This is a genomic window from Desulfomicrobium macestii (genome assembly GCF_014873765.1).
GTDB classification, from domain to species: Bacteria; Desulfobacterota; Desulfovibrionia; order Desulfovibrionales; family Desulfomicrobiaceae; genus Desulfomicrobium; species Desulfomicrobium macestii.
In genome coordinates, this window is the sequence record NZ_JADBGG010000005.1 from 38,133 (window position 1) to 55,988 (window position 17,856).

The following is a 17,856-nucleotide window of genomic DNA, read 5'->3' on the forward strand; positions in this document are numbered from 1 at the left end:
CGTTGTGGGGCTGTAGCTCAGCTGGGAGAGCGCTTGAATGGCATTCAAGAGGTCCGCGGTTCGATCCCGCGTAGCTCCACCACTTAAACGCTTAAAAAACATTACGTTTACTTGAATGCCGCAAACAACGAAGCTGTCAGAAATGACGGCTTTTTTGTTTTGGCTTCCGCTGATCCTCCCAGCGGGTCAAAACTATATGGTACGCCAAGAGGTGACGCACGGTTTGCTTTTTTTTGTAAGAAAAATGTATTGGCGAGTCCGAGCGTGACACATCTTGCCGTATTCACATGTTGTTTTGTAAGCACGCAACCCGCATGCGCCAACAGCATCCAATTGTTTTATGAACAGTTATCAGGCATTGTCGAACATTGAACGGTTCAATGCTTTCTTTCGACATGTGACACAATTCTTCCGCCACCCAGGCCTGTAGGGCCTTATGGATAGATAACCAATGACCGGAAAGAAACGTTCCAAAATCCTGATTGTCGACGACACTGAAGTGAACATCGACATTCTGGTGGAATTTCTCGGCGACACATATGATGTCAGCACGGCACCCGATGGCTTCGCGGCCCTGGAAAGTGTCGCCGCCAATCCCCCCGACCTCATTCTGCTCGACATCATGATGCCCGGACTGGACGGTTTTGGAGTTTGCGCGAAGCTCAAGGGCGATGCGGCAACTTCCGACATTCCGATCATCTTCGTAACCACCCTCTCCGACATGGCCACCGAATCCCGGGGATTTGACCTCGGTGCCGCCGACTTCATCACCAAGCCCTTCAGCAGCGCGGTGGTCAGGGCCAGGGTCAAAAATCACCTCGCCCTGCGCGAAGCTGCCCGGTTCAAGGCAGATGTGGAGCAAATCACGCGGCATGACCTCAACTCTCCCCTGACCACGGTCATTGACCTGCCGCAGCGCATGCTCTCGGACGAAAATCTTTCCAACGGACTGCGCGACATGCTGCAACGCATCGAGGACGCCGGGCGCTCGCTACTGGCCATGACCAATCTCTCCTCCGCGCTCTTCAAGATGGAGCAGGAAGCCTACACCCTGGCTCCCGCGAAAATCGACCTGACCGCCGAGGCACGCAAGGTCCTCTCGGCCCTCGAAGATGCCGCCCGGACGCGCGGCATAAGGCTGCAACTAATCGTCAACGGCGCCGACACCCCCGCCCCAGTTCATTTCATGGGCGAGGAACTGCTCTGCCACTCCTTGATCTGGAACATCGTCGATTGGGCCGTGGAGGCTTCCCCGCAAGAGGACTCCGTTCTGGTGTCCATTGAATCCAAATCATCGAGCTTGATTCGGATCGACATCACCTGCAAGACAGGAGCGCCCCTGGAACTTCGGGATATCTTCTTCGAAAAATACGCATGCGACAAAAAAAGCGGAACCGGGCTCAGGACATATTCCGCTCGGCTTATCGCAAGGACGCACGGCGGGGACGCCATCGTGAGCAGCAAGGACGGCAAGGTCGTGATCAGCATCTTCCTGCCCGCATGATGCATCGCCGATAAAAACCATCGCCCTTCTTCGGCCTCGGAAGGCACGGTCCGCGAACGGGACGCCGGTAAAATCCCGCTCCTGGACATGCGCGGGTTCAAACACGCTTCGATCCCGTCATTCAGGGCAGGCCCCGTTCCCGAAGCAAATGCTCAAAGCGCTTTTTACGTCACGGCCTGGCCAGCGGGCCATTCTTGCTGCATCCCACGCAACAGTCTGATTTCTTCGGCGTATCCCGGCAGTTCGTTCGGCGTTTCCAGATAAAACGGCAGATGCCGCAAGCGCGCATGATTGACGATGCGCCTAAATGCCGCCAGCCCGATATGCCCCTCGCCGATCCGGGCGTGACGATCCTTGCGGCTGCCCCTGGGATTCAGGCTGTCGTTCAGATGAATTGCGTGCAGATTTTCAAGGCCGACGACTCGATCGAATTCGGCCAGCACGCTGTCCAGGTCTCCTACGATATCGTATCCCGCGTCATGAACATGGCATGTGTCCAGACAGACCCCGATCTTTTCCGGCATCCGCGCACGGTCCATGATTTCCCGCAACTCCTCGAAAGTACTCCCGACCTCGCTGCCTTTGCCGGACATGGTTTCAAGCAGGACCAAGGTCATCGTCTGCATCGTGAGCACGGCGTCCAGTTGCGCCGCGATGAGCCGTATCCCCTCGTCCACGCCCTGCCCCACATGGCTTCCTGGATGAAAATTGTACATGTTTCCGGGAAGATGCTCCATGCGCACCAGATCGTCCCGCATCGTCTCCAGGGCAAAGTTCCTGACCTTGGCGTCGGCCGAGCACGGATTCAGCGTGTACGGCGCGTGAGCCAGGAAGGGGCCAAGTCCATGCTCCACGGCCAGCGCCCTGAACGCGGCTACATCCGCCGGGTCGATATCCTTGGCCTTCCCGCCGCGCGGATTGCGCGTGAAGAACTGGAACGCGCTCGCACCAATTTCGATGGCCGTGCGCCCCATGGCCAAAAAGCCCTTGGAAGAGGAAAGATGACATCCGATATTCAGCATCACGTGTCCTTTTTTTAAATGACGCCCCAGGCCCAGCCCATAAAGACGTGCCGAACGGAGCAGAGAATCCCAAAAAACAGGAAAGCCGCCCCAAAGGACGACTCTCCTGCCAATCATTTCTTCACGACACACGCCAGGCGGGTTCTCCATAAAACCGGACCTGAAACTTTGCGCTCCTAAATCTTGAACTTGCTGACCATGGTGTCAAGGCCCTCGGCCAGACCGGACAGGTTCTGCGCATTCTCGTGCACGGATTTTGCCGTCGAGGTTACTTCCTCGGCGACGCTGCGCACCTGCCCCACGTCACGGGCGATGTCGCGCACCACCGAGTCCACATGGGCCACGCTCTCATTGACCTGCTGAACTCCGACAGAGGCCTGGCCGACGTTTTCGGCAATGTCGCGCGTGGTCACGGACTGCTCTTCAACGGCCGCGGCGATGGACCCGACAATGACATCCACGTCACCGATGACCTCCGTGATCTCTGCGATTTCCGAAATCGTCTGACCGGTCGCCTGTTGGATGCCCTGGATACGGTTGCGGATCTCTTCGGTCTCCTTTGCCGTCTGTTGGGCCAGTTCCTTGATCTCGTTGGCGACAACGGCGAACCCCCGCCCGGCATCACCGGCCCGGGCCGCCTCGATGGTGGCATTGAGCGCAAGCAGGTTGGTCTGCGAGGAAATGGCGGTGATGGATTCTGTCACCTTGCCGATATCCCTCGTCGCCGCGCCCAGCTCACTGACCTGGGCCGTGGCCTTGCTCGCGGCGGACACGGCCCGGACAGTCATCTCCTTGGCCTTGCCGGTGCTGACCGCGATCTCGGAAATGGTCGCGCTCATTTCATCCGAATTGGTGGCCACGGTGCCGATGTTGACCGTGAACTCCTCCATGGCCGCCGCCACGGTGTTCATGTTCGAACTCATGTCGTCCGTGGAGGATGCCGCCGCCTTGGAAGTTTGCGTCATCGTGTCCGCGTAGCCGTTGAGGCTGCCGGCCAGCTGCAACAGCCCCTGGGAGGCGCTGGCCACCTGATTCGAGCTTTGCGCCACACTCGCGAGCATGTTCCGGATCTTCTCCATGAGCTTGTTGAACCAGGAACACAGCTCGCCAATCTCGTCGCTGGACGTGACCGCAAGGCTGTCGGTCAGGTCGGCCCGGTCTTCCGTGATGTCGACGATACGCGTCTTCATGAGCGACAGCGGGCGGATGATGAGACGCATGAGCACAAACGAGCTGATCAATCCGGCCGCCATGAGCACCACCGCCATGAGGGCCAGGATATAGAATCCCACATCGCGGATCGCCGTGGTCCAGGAGGACGCATCGAATGCATAGACCAGAACGCCGACCTGCCCGCCCGCATAATCCCTGACCGGGAAAGCCGCCAACGCTGCATTGCCGTATCGTTCATAAACAGTGCCCTGCTGTCCTTTCAGCAAAAAATCCAGGGTCACGAGACCCTCGACCCGTCCGTCCTCGGTGGGGGTGACCAGAACGAACTTGTCGCCGACCAGAGGGTTCTTTTCCGGATTTTGCAGGGCCGTGGCCACGGACAGATTCGCGGCGTTCATGTACACGACCATGCTCTGCCCCTCACCGGAGGCGGCTCCCGCGATGACGGACTCGAAGGATTCAAGGGTTTCGACCGACCCCAACTGCTTGCCGTCGGCATCAACTACCGGAGCTATGCCTCGGATGGCGAAGCCGCCGCTGCCGACCTCGATACCCTTGATGGGCTTGCCGTTGGTATTTACCTGCACGACCGTTTCCCTGAAAGAGGTCAGGTCGTCGGAGATGTCGACCCACTCCCCGCTGCGCTTGGTCTGCTTCTCCCGCCACAGGCGCACCAGGCTGCGCGCCTTGGGCAGATGAAAATGCAGCTGCATGGACTTGCCCGAGATGCTCTTGAACCCGGCCAGATCGTCTTCAAGCAACCTCCTGAGCTCGTCCCGGGCCTGCTGCATGAGCGGGTCCGCTTCATTTTCGATATTGCCCATATGAGCCAGCTCAAAGGCCTGCACCACATCCGTGCGCCGGGAAAAAAGCGCGGCCTTTTCAAGTCCCTGAGTCGCCAGCGTGGCAATGGCGGTGTCCACCTCGCGCGATTTCTCCTCGGCAATGGAGCGCAGCAGTTGCCCCTGAAAATCAGTCAACTGCGAGCGGATGAGCAACCCGCCCGCAAGGCCAAGGACGACCACCGAAATAAAAAGCGGGAGGACAAATTTGAATCTGAGTTTCATGCCACACTCCAACTGTTTGATTTGAACACGAGCCTTTTCAAAGAGTACTCCCGCATAACCCAGCACTCAGGGGACTTCAACATTTCGTGTTCATTTAATTCGTATCAAGTGATTCAATTTTTACAAAAGGCCTGGAGTTCCGCATCAAGCCTATTTTCAGAACAAACGCCCCTGCACTGCATCCAGTCCAGGGGCGTCGAAATGACAGGGAACAGCAAGCCTTACTTCTTGCGTTCCAGACACAGCGCATGCGTGGTGCACGCAGTCACGCAGGCCGGTTCCAGACCGGCATCAAGGCGGTCCATGCAATAATCGCATTTCCCGACGATATTGTCCTCCTCGTGCAGGACAGGAATGTTCCAGGGGCACGCCGCGATGCACGCCTCGCATCCGATGCACAAGTCCTTAACCACGTACACAAGACCATCGGACTCCCGGCGCACCATGGCTTCCGTGGGACAGGCCGCAACGCAGGCGGGGTCGTCACAATGATAGCAGCTTCGAAAAGAGGCCTTCATCACGATCTTGCCGTCTTTGAGTTCTGGCTTGCCGGAGGTGTGTACGGCGTATTTGATCCCGACGGGATTATTATTCTTGACCTTGCAGTGCACTTCACAGGCCTTGCAGTGAATGCAACGCTTCTTGTCCAATTTCATTCTGTAATTGCTCATCGCTGCCCCCTAGATTTTGCGCACGCCGACAAAATGTTCCTGCATGGAGAGACATCCCCCGCCCTTGTCCCAGCTTTCCAGACCGCCGGGCATGAGCTCATGGTCGGCCGCGCCCTTGCCTATGGCCCGCGATTCCACCGGCAGCTTGTGCCCGAATCCGTGAACCATGAACAGGGCTTCCGGATGCACGCAATCCGTCACAAACGCCCGAATTCTTCCGCTTTCACCCCTGACCGAGAAGACCTCGACCAGGTCGCCGTCGGCGATACCCATCTCGGCGGCGCGGCTGGTGTGAATCCAGGCCACGTTCTCGGGCATCTGCTCGGCCAGGAGAGGATTATTGACCGTGTGCCCCTGGGTGTGCACGCCGACCCGGCCAAAGGCGATGCGGAACATCCCCTGCGGCGGACGTGCCGGAGAAACGTACGGAGGCAGAGTGTCATGTCCGGCCTTGGCCCACTTGCCGCTCAACATCTCGATCTTCCCCGATGGCGTGGGCAGCTTGATTTCGGACATGGGGCGGTACAGAGGCTTGTCGGCCAATTCCACAAAACCCTTGGCCTTGAAGTCCTCGATGCTCACGCCGGTCTCCTGCAACTGGTAGTTCCAGAGGTCCTCGATGGTCTCGAAGGCCAGGGGATCAAGACCCAGGCGCTTGGCCAGACCGCAGATGATTTCCCAGTCGGCCTTGGAGTCAAAGGTCGGCTCCTGAGCCCGGTGCCTGACAAAGAACTGGGGTTTGAGGCCCGACTTGCCGGCGATGATGCTCTCACGCGCCAGGTAGGTGGACAGGGGCAGAACCACATCCGAATTCCAGGCCGTGTCGGACCAGGAGAAGGTGATGCTGACCAGAAGGTCGAGCCCGGCCCATTTTTTCTTCAACGCCTCGGGATCGGGCATGGCCATGAGCGGATCGTGGCGAAAACAGAGGTAGGCCTTGACGGGGTAGGGTTCGCCCGTGACGATGGCGTCATAGGCAAGGTTCACAAGGCCCGGGCCGCCGTCGAACTGCGGGTATTTCCAGCCCACGCCGTCGGCCCGCTTCTCTTCCGGCTTGGGGAAGAGATCGGCCAGCTTCTTCAGGCCCTTGCGGCCCACTTCCTTGGCCGCATTGACGAAGGGCAGTCCGCCCTTGGCGCCGATGGAACCGAGCAGGGCGTTGATGATGTAGGCTGTGCGGCAGACCTGAAAGGAGTCGTTGTAGCGGGCGACCATCCAGCCGGGATGCCAGACCACGCTCGGGGCGGCGGCGGAGAGCTGGCGGGCCAGATCGACGATGGCCTCGGCCGAAGCGCCGGTCTCGGCGGCGGCCCACTCGGGCGTGTAGGGCTTCACGAATTCCTTGAGCTGCTCGAAGCCGTCCACGAACTGCTCGACGTATTCCTTGTTGTAGAGCCCCTCGTAAATGAGCGCGTGGATGACGCCGAGGTTGAAGCCGTAGTCCGTTCCGGGACGGATGAGGAAGAAATTGTCGGCCTTGCTCGCGCTGACGTTGCCGCGGATGTCGATGACGGTCAGCTTTGCGCCCCCGGCGATGCCGTCCAGGGCGGCGTTGACCTCGGCCACGTTGATGGCCTCCATGATATTGCGGGTCTGGAGGATGATGTGCTTGGCGTTGCGCAGGTCATAGGCCACCATCTTGCGGCCCACGCCGATGACGGACTGCGCGCCGTGCTGCACGTTGCGGGCGCAGGAGGCGTCATGGTTGCAGTAGTTGGGCGAGCCGATGCCGCGCATGAAGGCCTGATGCAGATCCGGGAAGGGACCTCCGCGGTCGCTCCACAGCACCGAACGGGGGCCGTGCTCGGCCATGATCCCCTTGAGTTTGTCGGCCACGTAATCCAGGGCTTCGTCCCAGGACACTGCCCGCCATTTGCCTTCGCCGCGCTCGCCCACGCGAATGAGCGGAGTCTGGGGCTTTTCCGGATCCTGCTCCAGGGCGATACCTGCCGCCCCGCGGGCGCAAAGCCCCTTCTTGAGCGGAGAAAATTCGTTACCCTGGACGCGAACGGCCTTGCCGTCCTGCACATCCACCTGGATTGGGCAGCGCACGGTGCACATGCCGCAGACACTGAACACTGATTTTGTTGCCGTCATGGCCATCTCCCGCTGATAAGGCGCGAGACCCGAAATCGGGCCCCGCTGATGGTTATTCAATATGATTGTTTGTCACTACCTGCAGACATGAGACAAGGAAAACACACCCGGGGAATGACCTTTTTTTCACAACCTCATCCTGGTCTAGCCCCCGCGCAAGCCCTTTTCTTTTCCGTGCTTGTATCAATTCTTCGTAGCTCCTGCTTCTCGTTCTCAAGGATGCGCCCGCCATTTTTTTTGATTGGCGTGAATCCGCATATCGTCACGACGAACATCCGCGCGTCTCTATTTCCCGATCACGGAAGACTTCGCGCCGATCAGCGTCAATCCACGCACCTTGTCCAGGAAGTCGTCCCGACGCACATCGTCCCGCTCCTCGCCGGGGCGCAGGGTCGAAATGACGAGACGACCGACCACGGCACGCCCTTCGCCCCCTTCCGGCAAAGCGGTGCGCACGCCCCAAAGATTGTGCAGCATGAGCGGTTCGTTCCGGTCGCTTGTGCCGAGGTAGAGCCCGATATGGCCCGGCAGCCAGATCAGGGAAGCAAACGGCACTCCCTGGGTGCGGATGGCGTGCAGCTTGGCGACAGCGTCCAGTCCCTCCAGGGAAAGGGATTCGCCTCCGTGTTTCGCCTGCTGCGAGGAATTGCGCGGCAGCCAGATGCCAAAGGGCAGGAACAGGTCGCGCATGGTGGATGAGCAGTCGCGATTCTCGAACATGCCTCCCCAGCCGTAGAGCTGCCCGGACATGGCGTCGGCCAGATCCGCCACGGAGCGCGAAGTCAGCGGCAGCGGCATGCGCGACGCCTGCAGATAGCCAAGCTCGGCCAGGGCCACCTTTGCCCGGCCCGTGGCGTCCCGGACAGGGACCTTGACCATGAAACCCTGCCCACCCCGGGAATGCAGGGGAAAAATGGCCCCGATATGGGTCTGTCCCAGAAACATGTCCTGCCCGATCAGCGAAGTCTCGTCCTTGCGCAGGGCCACCATGGCCCTTGATTCGTATTGCGCGCAAAAATTCTCGTCCGTCAGGGCCACGTCCTCGCTACGCACCCATCCGTTGGCAAAGGCCGTCTCGACGTAATACCAGGCCCGATCCAAAGAGACATGGGTGATGAAGACAGGCGTGCCCATCCACACGGCGGTGTTCTGAAAATAGTCGAAGGGGAAGCCTTCGCCGGGCCGTTTCGGGTCCAGAAAAAACGGCCGGTTCGAGGGCAGCACGCGCATGGAGGTGTTGCGTACGGTGATGGCCGGAGCGCTCAAGGAGGGATATGTGGGCAGATCCTGCAAGGCCACGACATGCACCCACCTGTCCTGCGGATACGGCTGCAGATTTTCGGCGTAGCCCTGTTTGGATCCGAGGCCGCGCACGCCCCAGGAAATGTCTTTCGCGGACAATGACGCACGCACCTGCTTCCACGGCGCAAAAAAACGCTCCAGGGCCTGGTTGTGCATGGCGACCTGCTCCGCCGGGGCCATGAGCGGCTGATCCGACACCTGCACTGCAAGGCTTGCCCGCTGCGGCACGGCAAGGACGATTTCCGAAAGCAGTGCCGGACCTTGCGGCGTCTCGTCCGTCTCCACCAGCGCAGGGCCGGAATCGGGCAGGATCTCGGGGCGGGGCTTGCCCGCGCAGGCGCTCAGGAGCGAGATGAAAACCGCCGTCCAAACCCCGAGAATCAAACCGCGCAAAATTTTCTTCATGTTTCCTGACCCATGCGTTGATGTGCGAAAATCTGCCCGTCCGGCACAGGCTTGGCCAGTACGCTCCTGTCCCCCGCCGCGCTCAATACACCTTGCGCCGGGAAAACCCCTTGCCGATGACGTTGAACGTGTTCTCGAAAATGACGAATGCGTCGGGATCGAGAGTGAATATCAATTCCTCAAGTTTTTTTTGCTGCACGTTGTTGACCACGGTCATGACCACCTGCTTGGGTTGCCCGGTGTACCCGCCACGCCCTTCGAGCAGGGTCACGCCCCGGTTGGCGCTCTTGATGATGGCGTCCGAAATGACCTGCGCATGATCGGAGATGATGAACACAAGCTTGCGCTGATTGAACATGCTCAGGACATAATCCATGATCTGGCTGGTCACGAAAACCATGATCAGGGAATAGAGCACCATGTCCGTCTCCAGCAGCGAGAAGCTGACGGTGAACAGGGCCGCGTTGAATATGAAGCTGACCTGGCCGATGCGGAATCCGAAACGCTGGTGCAAAAGGATGCCGAGAATATCGAGCCCGCCGGACGATCCGAGGGAACGCATGCTTATTCCCGATCCCGCGCCGAGCATGGCCCCACCGGCAATGGCCGCGAGCAGATGGTCGTGCACGGGAAGGGTGAAGCTGATGATCTCCATCCAGGCCGTGATGGCGCACATGCCGTAGGCCGTGTACAGCACGAATCTGCGGCTGATCATGACCCAGCCGATCACTGCGATGGGAATGTTCAGGACGAAGAGCCACAGTCCCGGAGTCAGCGTTTCCGTGAAGTAGTAGATCAAAAGGGCGATGCCCGACACGCCGCCGGTCACGAATCCGTGCGGCACGGCCACCGACTTGATGGACATGGCGATAAGAAAGCTGCCCACGGTCAGGAGAAATATGTTCCACGGGATGGAATAGGCGTAGAGCCGAAGTTTGGAGTTCATGGATGGCAACATGCCGCGTTTAACGAAAATGTCCAGCCTTTTGCCGAGGCAACGCCGTGACAAGCCCGCGTCTCATCCTCGTGGACGCGCCAACCTCTTCTTGTCCTGTCGCCCTCCCCTGCGCTACGCTGCGGCAAATCCATCGCCGGGAGCACTTCCATGAGCATCAAAGTCGCCACGCATATCGATTTCACGGCCATGACCCAGATTTTTGCGCAGGCCGGGCGCAAGGGACGAGACCTCCTCTACGAGCACGAGGTTTACAGCCTGCTGCGCAACCTCGGCTCCGAGACGCCGCCGCGCAGCCTCCTGCTCCTGGCCGGAACGCGGCCATCGGACGAGGAACTGCTGGCCCTGCCCGGAGACAGGGTCGTGCTCAAGATCGTCTCGCCCTACATCGTGCACAAGAGCGACGTCGGAGGCGTGCGCATCATCCCCAAGCATCCGGACAAGATCCGTTCGACCTGGCGGCGCATGATGTATGAAGTCGCCGAAAATTATGCCGATCGCATCGAGCGCCGCCCCGCCCATGCTCCGGCGCACTACCAGGGACTGACCGGCGATGCGCTGGTCTCGGCCATCTCCCAGGACATTCAGGGCGTGCTCCTGGTGCAGTTCATTCCTCCGGACGCCACCTCTTTCGGCAACGAACTCATTGTCGGCCTGCGCGCCACGCGCGAATTCGGCATGGTCCTCACCGCCGGAGTCGGCGGCACGGACACGGAGCTTCTGGCCGACAATTTCCGCAAGAACCGCAGCATCGTCTCGGCCTCCACGGAACTCAACGACGGCGAGTCCTTTTTTGAACTCTTCAGGCGCACCGTGGCCTACAAGGTCCTGGCCGGAAAGACGCGCGGCCAGAAGCGCGTGGTCGCCGACGAACAGCTCATCGAATGCTTTTCGGCGTTCATCCAGGTCGGTAACTTCTTTTCGCCCACGGCCGTGGACGCCCCCTTCGTCATCGAGGAACTGGAGATCAACCCCTTCGCCTTTTCGGACTTCATGATGGTGCCGCTCGATGGAATGTGCCGGTTCTCGCTGCCGCAAAAGACGCTGGCCGCCCCCAGGCCCGTGGAAAAGATCCACACCCTGCTGCATCCGGTCCGCATCGGCCTGATCGGGGTGTCCACTTCCCGGCGGAACTTTGGCCGCGTCATCCTGCAGAACGTCCTGGCGCACGGATTCCCGGCGGACAGGATAACGGTCGTCCATCCGGCCGCGACGGAAATCGACGGCGTCGCCTGCGTCCGGGAACTGTCCGCCCTTGACGAGCCGGTGGATCTCTTCGTGGTGGCCGTGGCGGCCGAAAACCTGCCCGAACTGATCGAGGAGATCATGTACTGCAAAAAGGCCGCATCCGTGTTGCTCATCCCGGGCGGCCTGGGCGAAACGCAAGACAGCAAGGCCATGGCTGAAAGGATCATGGCCTGGATCGACGACGGTCACAGGCAGGGCGACGGGCCCGTCTTCCTGGGCGGCAATTCCATGGGCGTCATTTCCCATCCGGGAAACTACGACACCTGGTTCATTCCCGAGAACAAGCTGCCCAAGGGTCGGGGACAGCACCATCGCAACTCCGCCTTCATCAGCCAGTCCGGGGCGTTCATGGCCACACGCATGAGCCGGGCCCCGGAACTTGACCCGGCCTATCTGATCTCCATCGGCAACCAGAACGACCTGACCCTGGGCGACTTCATGGCCTACTTCAGGAGCCATCCGGACACGGACGTGATCGGCGTCTACTGCGAAGGATTCAATGACCTGGACGGCGTGCACTTCACCCGCGCCGTGCGGGAGGCGGTCCTGGCCGGCAAGGAGATCATCTTCTACAAGGCCGGGCGCACGCCCGAGGGCAAGACCGCGACGTCCAGCCACACGGCCTCCCTGGCGGGAGACTACACGGTCTGCGAATCCTGCCTGACCCAGGCCGGAGCCATGGTGGCCAGATCCTTCAACCAGTTCACGGAACTCTACATGCTGGCCAAGGGCCTGCATGGCAAGACCATTGCCGGAAACCGCATGGCCGCCGTCTCAACGGCCGGATACGAGGCGGTGGGCATGGCCGACAACATCACGGCCGATGACTTCGAGCTGCGCATGGCCGCATTCCGTCCCGCCACAAGACAGCGCATCTCCAAGGCCCTGGCTGCCTGCGGACTCGACAGGCTGGTCGAGGTCAAGAATCCGCTGGACATGAACCCCGCGGCCACCGACGAACTTTTCACGGAGGTCGTGGAAGCGCTGGCGGCGGACCCGGGTGTGGACCTGGCCGTCGTCGGCATGATCCCGCTCACTCCGTCCCTGTCCTCCCTGGACATGGACGCAAGCCAGAACATTGCCGAGCGCATCAGCGCCATAGCGCGGCACAGTCCCAAGCCCATCGTGGCAGTGGTCGACGGCGGCGAGATGTACAACCCCTTCGCGGCCATGCTGCGCGAACGGGGCATGCCCGTGTTCAGGGATGCGGACCGGGCCGTGAGGGCCCTCGGGCTGTATGTTCAGGCCCGGCTTGGAGCGGAAAACCTGCGCTGCAGGAGAGGGGGAAACGTGGAAGAAAAAAAGGCTAGTCCTCTGCGTTCCGGCGCAGATTCTTGAGACGAGACTGTTTGGCCTTGGATGCCAGACGCCTCTCCTTGGAAGCCCGGGTGGGCTTCGTGGCCCGGCGAGGCTTGGGACGCACGGCGGCCTGGGCCACCAGATGCGCCAGTCGCTCAAGGGCGGCCTTGCGATTGGCCTCCTGGGTGCGATGCGACTCGGCCCGGATGACCAGCTCTCCGTCCACGGTGAGCCGCTTTCCGGCCAGCGCCTCAAGACGGGCCATCCCGTCCTCGTCCAGCCCGCGAATCGCGTCCAGGCGAACGCGCAGACGCACTGCCGTCGCGACCTTGTTCACGTTCTGGCCGCCGGGACCGGAGGAGCGGATGAATTCGAGGCGGATGTCCTCGTCTTCGATATGTACGCGGGGTGTGATTAACATGGGGAGTGGATACCGAAAATGTCTTGGTTCCGAAAGCGAAAAGGGCAGCCTTGGCCGCCCTTTTCGTGCTTGATGATTTTTCCTTGCGATCAGCCGCAGCTTCCGCCGCATCCGCAGGAGGAGCACCCGCCTTCGCCCTCGGGGAAGACCATGCTCGATTCCACGGTAAAGCCCACGTTCTGATCAAAGAGAACGGTCATGGGTTTGGCCTGCTCGAACAGGGCCCCCTCGACCAGAAAGGAATATCCGTCCACGTCGAAGATCTGATCATTGTCTTTCTGCTCGTCCAGGGCCAACCCGAGACGGGGTCCGCCGCAGCCGGAAGCCAGGTATATTCGAATGGGTTCCTTGTCCTTGCCGCCAAAATGCTCGTCCAGCTGCGCCTTTGCCGCCGGTTGGAGAGTAAACATAGATGCCTCCTATAGTTTGAATAGGTGAAAATTTAATCCCGACAGACGATATGTCAACACCTCCGGCAGCGAACTTCCAAAATTTGGCGCGAATCCGGCAGGGGTACCGACCGCAGGCACAAAAAAAGCGGACCCGGAGCCCGCTTTCAGCAAATTCAAGATTCAAACGATCAGCGCATCAAATAAAAACCAAGGTCGCTGTCGTAGCTTTTCTGGTCCGCGAACTGGCATCCGACATACCTATCGTTCATGTATTTGACCCGAGTCACCCGGGTGACTTCCGTATTGCGTGAATCATCCAGACGGAAACGGACCTTGATCAGGGCCCCCCGGACCAGGCGATGGGAAAGCAAGGTCGTGAAGCCGACGCCGTTCAGGGAGACATTTTCCAGCAGAAAATCACCAGTCTCGCCCGTTTCGGGATTTTCGAACTGCCCGGCAAGCTGCACATTCTTGCGGTAATACTGCCTGCGCTCCATGGCCTGCTTTTCCTCGTTGAGGAGCAGCACAAGATTTGCGGCCACATTGCGGAATTTGCGAAAGCCCCGGGTCGTGGCCCTGCTCGTATCGCAAATCCCGATCAGCGGGGCGACATCTTCCTGAACTCCGGACACGACATCAAGAAGCACCGAAAAATAGGGCATCTGCCTGGTGGCGCTTTGCTGGGCGATCTTGGTGTTGATGCGCTGGCTGACATCCAGAGCGGCGGGTCTGGCCGTATTGGGCATGATCACCGCGAACTTGTTGGAGGCGATGCGGCACGGCACGTCGACCTTTCGCACCTCCTCGCCCAGGACCACGGCGAGCGTTTGAATGATCTTGTCCACGCTCGAAGGACCATATTCCTCGTTGAGCCTGCGCAAATTCTCGATCGTGACCATCAACACGCTCGAAGGGGTTCCATAGCGCTTGCAGACCTCGATCTCGCGCTCCATGTAACGGTCAAAGGTCCGCTTGTTCGGCAGGCCGGTCAGCTGGTCCGTTTCGGCCATGCGCCTCATGGCCTGAAAATAGTATGCCCGCTCAAGAGCCACGGAGGTAACCTCGGCAATGGCCGCGAAGTCCGCCAGATTCCTCTTGGTAAAGGGCTCTCCATGACGGGTGTCGATGAGTTCCAGGACACCGTAAACCATATCGCCACTCTTGAGCGGCACGGCCATCACCGTTGAACAGCCCTTGGTCTTGGCCGTCAGGAATTGTGTAGTGAAGCGCGGGTCCCGCGCAGTGTCCTCAATCAGCAGGGCATCTCCGGTCTCTGCGACCCATCCGGCCAGGCCCGTGCCCTTCCGCAATTTCTTTCCGCTGACCAAATCGGTCTTTTCCCCCACAACATGATTGAAAGTCAGGTCCCCGGTGTCCGGATCCACAAGCAAAAACGCCAGGTGCCTGGGAGAAAAAAAGCTCTCCACGTGGACACAAATTTCTTCAAGTGTTTTTTGAATGCTGGTACGATGCGAAAGTCCCCGGGAAATCCCGAGAAGGACATTTATGCACGAAGAAGGGGTAAGCGGCTCCATCTTTGGCTCCTGCTGATGAGCTGAAATACATCTCTATGTACAGGTTTCATTACTTGGAGAAAAAGCAGGAATTTGTCAAATATCTTGTATTTTGCAGATAACCACGCTCATGTCGCGGGTCCTGGCCCACGACTCAAGCGCTGACAACGTCGCCGGGTAGGGATGCCCGATGGCCACGGCAAGCCCGGTACGCTTGGCCAGGCTCTCGGCTTTTTTGAGCTGCAGCAGGATTGCATGCTCCTTTGCCGTATTGTCGAGAAAGATATGCCTTCTGTAGTAGCGCAGACCCAGGGTTTTGCTCACGTCGCGCACGCAACTCTTGGGCGTGGTCAGGCTGTCCACGAAAAATTTCCCCCGTCCTTGCAGATGGGCAAGCACTACGGTCATGGCCTTTTTGTCCTGGGTCAGACGCGAACCCATGTGATTGTTGACTCCGTCCACTTCCGGCAGGCGCGCCAGATTGTCGGCCAGAGTCTGTTCCAGAACGGCCGGGTTCATGTTCACGCGCAAGGTCCCGGGACCGGAATTGGCCGACTTGGGATAGCCCTCCGGCTCGCAGGGAAGATGCAACAGCAGCTCAAGATTTTTCTGCCTGGCCAGGTCGGACACCTGACGAGCCTTGGTGTTGTGCGGCAGCACCGAAAAGCTGACCGCGAAAGGCAGATCGGCCAGCCGCTTGGCCACGGCCATGCTCTCGCCCAGATCGTCGATGATGATGACGAGCCGTGGGGCCCTCACGGTCGGAACCTCGGGCTCCGGCTCGGGAACCAGGGACAGGGGCAGAAAGATGTGATGAGTCGGCTCGCCAAGGATGGAAATCTCAAGATCGCGAGGGTTGCTGTCCACGGTCTTCAGGCCAAAATCCGGCCCGAGTTGATCCAGGTTCTTCTTGAGTTCGGCCAGAAAGGGAAAAACTTCGTGCCCCAGATTGATGGTCAGGTTCTGATAATAGAACTCCTGACCGCCATGACGCCGTACCTCCACGGTCCTGTGGCGCATGAGGCTCTCGGATTCGCCCTGGGCGGCAAGGCCCATCAGTATGGCCAGATCGACACTGCGGACCTTGGCGTCAAAATCGTCGATCTGGGCCTCGTATGCCAGCGGCTGGTTCTTTCGAACCGAAGCGTCCCTGGCGGAAACCTGGCTGGGCCGGGCTTCCTTGCGGCTTTGCGGGGCAGGCTCTTCAAACGACTTGTGTGCGACCGGCGGCTGAACTTTCCCGGACTTGCTCGGAGCGTTTCTGAGCGGCAGATGCATGGCCACGAAAAGGGTCAGACCGGTCAGGAGGACGACGCAAATCCAGAGCAGTGATTTGAACAGCGAAAAGCCGGACGCCTTGGCCGCTGGCTTCTTCTTTTTTCGTTTTTTTGGGGGCATGGAGGTGGAAAGAACGCGGGACGACAGGAGCCGTCCCGCGTTGCGATGAGAATCAGTTGGTGAGCTGCATGAAGCGCGGCAGGGACTTGACCATACTCAGACCTATGCGCAGCTGGTTGTCCTTGGCCAATGCTTCCTTGGCTTCAAGCGCTTCCGGGTCCAGCACCGTATCCCCATTGGGATTGTCCAGATGCTTGGACAGGTTCGCTTCCCTGAAATCACGTGGCTCGACGGCATCCTCGGCCGCGAGCGTGAAGGGGAGCTCCACGTCGGGGTCGATGCCCTCGGCCTGGATGGAGCGCCCGTTTGGCGTGTAGTAGAGCGCGATGGTCAGCTTGACCGCCGAACCGTCGGACAGGGGCATGATGGTCTGCACCGAACCCTTGCCGAAGGTGCGCTCGCCGATCAGGATGGCCCGCTTGCGGTCCTGCAGGGCTCCGGCCACGATCTCCGAGGCCGAGGCCGAACCGGAATTGATGAGCACCACCACTGGACAGGTCACGTCCGTCGATTGACGGGACGCCATCTCGTCCTTTCTGCTTTTGGGATCGCGTCCCTGGGTGTAGACGATGAGCCCGTCACGCAGAAAAGTGTCGGTCACGGAGATGGCCTGATTGAGAAGGCCTCCGGGGTTGTTGCGCAGATCAAGGACAATGCCCTTGAGCTCCTGCTTGGCCGAGTACTCGCGCAATTTGTCGTGCATGTCGTCGGTGGTGTTGGCCTTGAAATCGGTCAGACGCAGATGCACATAGCCGGGCTCGAGTTCCTTGAACTTGACACTGACCAGCGGAATCGTGCCGCGCACGATGGTCACCTTTTCCGGAGCCTGGGACTCCTTGTGCAGGATGGTCAGCTCCACGGCCTCTCCCTTGGGGCCGCGAATCTTGGACACCGCGTCCTCAAGGGAAATGTCCAGCGCCGAAACGCCGTTGATCTCAAGGATGATGTCACCGGCCTTAAGACCGGCCTTGTCGGCGGGGGTGTCTTCAATAGGGGCAATTACGGTCAGACGCTTGTCCCGGACTCCGATCTGGATGCCGATTCCACCGAATTCACCCTGAAATTCTTCCTGCATCATCTTGAACTTGTCGAGATCGATATATGTGGAATGCGGATCAATGGAATTGAGCATCCCCTCTATGGCCCCGTGGATCAGATCCGTACGGTCGACCTCCTGTACATAATTCTTTTCGATCAGATCCAGAACCTGGCTGAACTGCTTCAAGGCCTGATAATGATCAGTATCACGGGCCTGACTGGACGAGGCCGTGCCGCAAAGGCCGACCAGAAGAATCATCGTGCCAAGAAAATGGCTGAAACGCATGATATCCTCCCTGAGGGAATGGCGAGAAATTGTTGGAATCACTTGAAAGCGGATACCGTGGTGC

At 59.7% G+C, this 17,856-nt stretch carries 13 protein-coding genes and 1 tRNA gene; 3 read left to right on the forward strand and 11 right to left on the reverse strand.

Features of this window, described 5'->3' with window-relative positions:
- Nucleotides 1-6 precede the first annotated feature (6 nt).
- Together H4684_RS04655 and H4684_RS04660 are read left to right on the forward strand one after the other, a co-directional pair.
- Nucleotides 7-82: transfer RNA gene (locus tag H4684_RS04655), tRNA-Ala, on the forward strand.
- Between the two features lie 369 nt (nucleotides 83-451).
- Nucleotides 452-1,504 carry a hybrid sensor histidine kinase/response regulator gene (locus tag H4684_RS04660; RefSeq protein WP_192622990.1) on the forward strand — a complete coding sequence of 351 codons (1,053 nt, stop codon included), beginning with the start codon at nucleotides 452-454 and terminating at the stop codon, nucleotides 1,502-1,504.
- Between the two features lie 164 nt (nucleotides 1,505-1,668).
- On the opposite strand, the gene H4684_RS04665 is transcribed toward H4684_RS04660, so the two are convergent.
- The 6 genes from H4684_RS04665 to H4684_RS04690 form a co-directional block, all read right to left on the reverse strand.
- Nucleotides 1,669-2,526, reverse strand: a complete 858-nt coding sequence (locus H4684_RS04665) for a deoxyribonuclease IV (protein ID WP_192622991.1) — start codon at nucleotides 2,524-2,526, stop codon at nucleotides 1,669-1,671.
- Between the two features lie 176 nt (nucleotides 2,527-2,702).
- Nucleotides 2,703-4,766 carry a methyl-accepting chemotaxis protein gene (locus tag H4684_RS04670; protein ID WP_192622992.1) on the reverse strand — a complete coding sequence of 688 codons (2,064 nt, stop codon included), beginning with the start codon at nucleotides 4,764-4,766 and terminating at the stop codon, nucleotides 2,703-2,705.
- 221 nt (nucleotides 4,767-4,987) lie between these two features.
- Nucleotides 4,988-5,437: a 4Fe-4S dicluster domain-containing protein gene (locus H4684_RS04675; protein WP_092190475.1), complete on the reverse strand. Its 450-nt coding sequence runs from the start codon at nucleotides 5,435-5,437 to the stop codon at nucleotides 4,988-4,990.
- A 9-nt stretch (nucleotides 5,438-5,446) separates the two neighbouring features.
- Complete coding sequence (locus H4684_RS04680) at nucleotides 5,447-7,534, reverse strand: molybdopterin-dependent oxidoreductase (protein WP_192622993.1); 2,088 nt, start codon at nucleotides 7,532-7,534, stop codon at nucleotides 5,447-5,449.
- A 285-nt stretch (nucleotides 7,535-7,819) separates the two neighbouring features.
- Entirely contained in the window at nucleotides 7,820-9,241 is a 1,422-nt protein-coding gene (locus H4684_RS04685; protein WP_192622994.1) for an SH3 domain-containing protein, read from the reverse strand.
- Between the two features lie 82 nt (nucleotides 9,242-9,323).
- Nucleotides 9,324-10,187, reverse strand: coding sequence for a YitT family protein (locus H4684_RS04690; RefSeq protein WP_092190890.1), 864 nt, complete (start codon nucleotides 10,185-10,187; stop codon nucleotides 9,324-9,326).
- Nucleotides 10,188-10,346: 159 nt separating this feature from the next.
- Here H4684_RS04690 and H4684_RS04695 point away from each other — a divergent pair, with 159 nt between their 5' ends.
- Nucleotides 10,347-12,782: an acetate--CoA ligase family protein gene (locus H4684_RS04695; protein WP_192622995.1), complete on the forward strand. Its 2,436-nt coding sequence runs from the start codon at nucleotides 10,347-10,349 to the stop codon at nucleotides 12,780-12,782.
- On the opposite strand, the gene arfB is transcribed toward H4684_RS04695, so the two are convergent.
- From arfB to H4684_RS04720, 5 genes are all read right to left on the reverse strand, one after another.
- Complete coding sequence (gene arfB / locus H4684_RS04700) at nucleotides 12,751-13,164, reverse strand: alternative ribosome rescue aminoacyl-tRNA hydrolase ArfB (RefSeq protein WP_192622996.1); 414 nt, start codon at nucleotides 13,162-13,164, stop codon at nucleotides 12,751-12,753. The genes H4684_RS04695 and arfB overlap by 32 nt on opposite strands.
- A gap of 89 nt (nucleotides 13,165-13,253) precedes the next feature.
- Nucleotides 13,254-13,574, reverse strand: coding sequence for an IscA/HesB family protein (locus tag H4684_RS04705; RefSeq protein WP_192622997.1), 321 nt, complete (start codon nucleotides 13,572-13,574; stop codon nucleotides 13,254-13,256).
- 170 nt (nucleotides 13,575-13,744) lie between these two features.
- Nucleotides 13,745-15,091, reverse strand: a complete 1,347-nt coding sequence (locus tag H4684_RS04710; protein ID WP_092190463.1) for a diguanylate cyclase — start codon at nucleotides 15,089-15,091, stop codon at nucleotides 13,745-13,747.
- Between the two features lie 75 nt (nucleotides 15,092-15,166).
- Nucleotides 15,167-16,468 carry a divergent polysaccharide deacetylase family protein gene (locus tag H4684_RS04715; protein WP_192622999.1) on the reverse strand — a complete coding sequence of 434 codons (1,302 nt, stop codon included), beginning with the start codon at nucleotides 16,466-16,468 and terminating at the stop codon, nucleotides 15,167-15,169.
- A gap of 52 nt (nucleotides 16,469-16,520) precedes the next feature.
- Nucleotides 16,521-17,792 carry a S41 family peptidase gene (locus tag H4684_RS04720; protein WP_192623000.1) on the reverse strand — a complete coding sequence of 424 codons (1,272 nt, stop codon included), beginning with the start codon at nucleotides 17,790-17,792 and terminating at the stop codon, nucleotides 16,521-16,523.
- Between the last annotated feature and the right edge of the window lie 64 nt (nucleotides 17,793-17,856).